We start from the raw sequence: 4,187 nt of genomic DNA on the forward strand, positions 1-4,187 counted from the left end.
GGCTATGATATTTCTGATTACACCGCCGTCAATCCGCTTTTTGGCGATATGGCAGACTTTGAAGAAATGGTGCGGGTCGGAAAGGAACATGGAATCGACTTTATGCTGGATATGGTGCTCAATCACTGCTCTATCGAGCATGAGTGGTTCCAGAAGGCTCTGGCTGGCGACCCCTACTATCAGGATTTCTTCTTTATTCAGGATCGGCCGACCGATTGGCTGTCCAAGTTCGGCGGCAGCGCCTGGGCTCCCTTTGGTGATACCGGCAAATACTATCTGCATCTCTATGATGTGACGCAGGCGGATCTCAACTGGCGCAATCCTCACGTCCGCGAGGAGCTGTTTAAGGTAGTCAATTTCTGGCGGGACAAGGGCGTCAAGGGCTTCCGCTTTGATGTCATCAATGTGATTGGCAAGGATGCTGTTTTAGAAGACTGCCCTGAGCATGACGGCAAGCCGGCTTATACGGATAAGCCCATTACCCACGATTACCTGCACATGCTCAATGAAGCAACCTTCGGTCAGGACGGCTCCTTTGTCACTGTCGGGGAAATGAGCGCTACGACCATTGAAAACTGTATTCTTTACACGGCTCCGGACCGTCACGAGCTGTCCATGGCCTTTAATTTTCACCATCTGAAAGTGGACTATGAAGCCGGTCAGAAATGGACCCTCAAAGCTTTCGACTTTGAGGAACTGAAGCATCTTTTCCATACTTGGGGCAGGGAAATGAGTGAGCATGACGGCTGGTCCGCCCTTTTCTGGAACAATCACGATCAGCCGCGGGCCCTGAATCGTTTTGTTGATGTGGAACACTTCCGCAATGAGGGAGCGACCATGCTGGCAGCCAGCATTCATCTGTCCCGCGGAACACCTTATATCTATATGGGTGAGGAAATCGGCATGATTGACCCAGAGTATGACTCAATGGATGATTATGTGGATGTGGAGTCCACCAATGCTTACCAGAGCTTGCTGGCTGCTGGACAATCGCCAGAGGAGGCTTTCCGGATTATCCAGGCCAAATCCCGCGACAATTCCCGGACACCGATGCAGTGGGACGACTCGCCCAATGCCGGTTTTACGACCGGCCAGCCTTGGCTCAAGGCCGGCAAGTCTTATCCGCAGATTAATGTGACCAAGGAACAAGACGGGCCGATTTTCACTTTTTATCAGAAGCTGATTGCCCTGCGCAAGGAGCTGCCCTTGATTGCGGAGGGCAGCTACAGTCCGGCCTATGAAGACAGCCCGCAGATCTATGCTTTTGAACGTCATTTGGCCGGTCAGAAGCTTCTGGTGCTCAATAACTTTTATCCGGATCCGATTACAGTGGACATTTTGCCTGATTATCAGAATGCACAGGTCCTGTTGTCAAACTACGGTGAGAGCCAAGCAGGTCAGGTGATGACCCTCAAACCTTATGAGACGCTGGCCTTATTCCTCCCTTAGCACATGCAGAAGCTTAAAAAATTTTTTTCTGATTTCAGTGAGTGGTTAAGGTTTTTTTAAGAATTCTATTTTATACTGAAAGTATCAAATGAAGACCTCCTAACTTTATTTGATTAAACAGGCTGTGGATAATCTCCCCACCTGAATCCTAAAACTTTTTCATAATAATCTCCCTAAAAGAGCCGCCCAATCAGGCGGCTTTTTTCTTTATCAGCAGCGCACCCTGCAGCTTTATTCGAAGGAAGCGTACAAGATCATTTCGGTTTCAGGGGGATTTCTCGGTCCTTTTCCGATCTGTTGTAAAACAATGAAAATGAAACTGAAAAACAGTTTGTTTTCTAAAAAATAGGCAAATTGTACATATTTTAGGCTGATACATGTTATAATATAGTTAGTTATAAAACGTTTTCAGATTCAAGAGGTTGTGCCATGGTTGATAAAAGAGTCGAAGAAGCAGTTGATTATGGAAAGGTGACGGGCATGGTCCACTCCACCGAAAGTTTCGGGGCGGTTGACGGACCGGGCATTCGGTTTATTGTCTTCTTGCAGGGCTGCCATATGCGCTGCCAGTACTGCCACAATCCCGATACCTGGGAAATGGAGACCAATAAATCCCAGCTGCGGACGGTGGATGATATTTTACAGGAAGCCCTGCGCTACAAGGGCTTTTGGGGCAATAAAGGCGGGATTACGGTCAGCGGCGGGGAGGCTCTGCTGCAGATTGACTTTCTGATTGCCTTTTTCACCAAGGCCAAGGAATTGGGCATCCACTGTACGCTGGATACCTGTGCTCTGCCTTTCAGAAATACTCCCCGCTATCTGAAGAAATTTGACAAGCTGATGGCTGTGACGGATCTGGTCCTGCTGGACATCAAAGAAATCAATGATGCCCAGCATAAAATCGTGACCAGCCAGACCAATAAGAATATTCTGGCTTGTGCTCAATACCTGTCTGACATTGGCAAGCCTGTCTGGATTCGGCACGTTCTGGTGCCGGGGCTGACGGACCGCGATGACGATTTGATAGAATTGGGCAAGTTCGTCAAAACACTGAAAAACGTTGATAAATTTGAAATTCTGCCTTACCATACCATGGGAGAATTTAAGTGGCGGGAGCTGGGCATTCCTTATTCTCTTGAAGGGGTCAAGCCGCCAACAGCGGACCGGGTTAAAAATGCCAAGGAACTGATGCAGACTGAGTCCTATACCGAGTACATGAACCGAGTGCACAATAGTTAGATTAGAGGAGGCTGAAACCAAGGCCTCCGGTCTCTCAATGAAAACAGCCATCACTGAATACTGCAGCAGCTGATTGGCTTTTTTGTTTGCTTTTTGAGCTCAGCAGAAGGTCCCTGACAAAACTTTGTTTTCTGTATCTGTCATGTCAACAGTCTCTCGGACTTGACGAAAGCCGGGAACTGCGTTCCCTTTATCCGCAACCTTCAACAGTCTGCTAGACTGTTAAAGCAAGGCGAGCTAACAAAGTCATAAAAGATAAACGAAATGACGATCCCCTTACTCAGCCTCCAGTCCTCCGGACTGTGGAGGCACGCGGGCTGAGACTGTGAAATGGAGACTTGGTCTGCTGATTTCTGTCCCCCGCTTTTTCTTTTGCAAAATTTCTGTCTATTTTTGTGAAAAAGCTTAAAATATGCTAAAATAAGGGATATAAAAGTTTAAGAGGTAAAGACATGTCTAAAATTTTAGTTTTCGGTCATCAAAATCCTGACTCAGATGCCATCGGGTCTTCCTACGCTTTTGCCTATCTGGCTCGTCAAGCTTATGGTCTGGATACAGAGGCAGTGGCACTTGGAGAGCCTAATGAAGAAACGGCCTTCGTTTTGGAAACTTTCGGTGTTGCAGCGCCGCGCGTGATCACTTCTGCCAAGGCCGAGGGGGCTGAGCAGGTCATCCTGACAGACCACAATGAGTTCCAGCAGTCTGTCGCTGACATTGCGGATGTGGAAGTCTACGGCGTTGTTGACCACCACCGTGTGGCCAACTTTGAAACAGCCAGCCCCCTTTATATGCGCTTGGAGCCTGTGGGTTCGGCTTCCTCTATCGTTTACCGTATGTTTAAAGAACACGGCATTGCAGTACCAAAAGAAATCGCTGGTCTCATGCTGTCTGGTTTGATTTCGGATACATTGCTGCTCAAATCCCCAACCACCCATCCGACGGACAAGGACATTGCCCCAGAGTTGGCAGAATTGGCCGGAGTTGATTTGGAAGAGTACGGCTTGGCCATGCTGAAGGCCGGCACCAATCTGGCCAGCAAATCAGCTGAGGAGCTCATTGATATTGATGCCAAGACCTTTGAGCTGAATGGAAACAATGTCCGTGTGGCTCAGGTCAATACAGTTGATATTGCAGAAGTTTTGGATCGCCAGTCAGAGATTGAAGCAGCTATTGCTAAGACCAATGCTGAAAACGGCTATTCTGACTTTGTCCTCATGATTACCGATATTGTCAACTCAAATTCTGAAATTTTGGCCGTTGGCAGCAACACGGACAAGGTAGAAGCAGCCTTTGGCTTTGTTCTTGAAAACAATCATGCTTTTCTGGCTGGTGCCGTTTCCCGTAAGAAACAGGTCGTGCCGCAGCTGACAGAAAGTTTTAACGCTTAATACTCTTCGAACTTCTCTTCAAATCAGGTCAGCGCCGCCACCTCAAAGCCTCCGCTGGATCTTTTTGACACTTCCTAGCGGAAGTTTCATTCACCAGCTCAAAACCTTCCC

3 protein-coding genes are annotated in these 4,187 nt (G+C 48.0%); all 3 read left to right on the forward strand.

Annotation, left to right across the window (positions count from 1 at the left end; translation table 11 throughout):
• Positions 1 to 1,449: alpha,alpha-phosphotrehalase (locus STRDD11_RS03990; protein WP_241209310.1), on the forward strand; the 1,449-nt coding region annotated here is incomplete at its 5' end.
• Positions 1,450 to 1,878: 429 nt separating this feature from the next.
• Positions 1,879 to 2,688, forward strand: coding sequence for a pyruvate formate-lyase-activating protein (gene pflA, locus STRDD11_RS03995; RefSeq protein ID WP_128835641.1), 810 nt, complete (start codon positions 1,879 to 1,881; stop codon positions 2,686 to 2,688).
• 452 nt (positions 2,689 to 3,140) lie between these two features.
• Positions 3,141 to 4,076, forward strand: a complete 936-nt coding sequence (locus tag STRDD11_RS04000) for a manganese-dependent inorganic pyrophosphatase (RefSeq protein ID WP_128835643.1) — start codon at positions 3,141 to 3,143, stop codon at positions 4,074 to 4,076.
• The last annotated feature ends 111 nt before the right edge of the window (positions 4,077 to 4,187 follow it).

It is taken from the genome of Streptococcus sp. DD11 (assembly GCF_001578865.1).
Taxonomy (GTDB): domain Bacteria; phylum Bacillota; class Bacilli; order Lactobacillales; family Streptococcaceae; genus Streptococcus; species Streptococcus panodentis.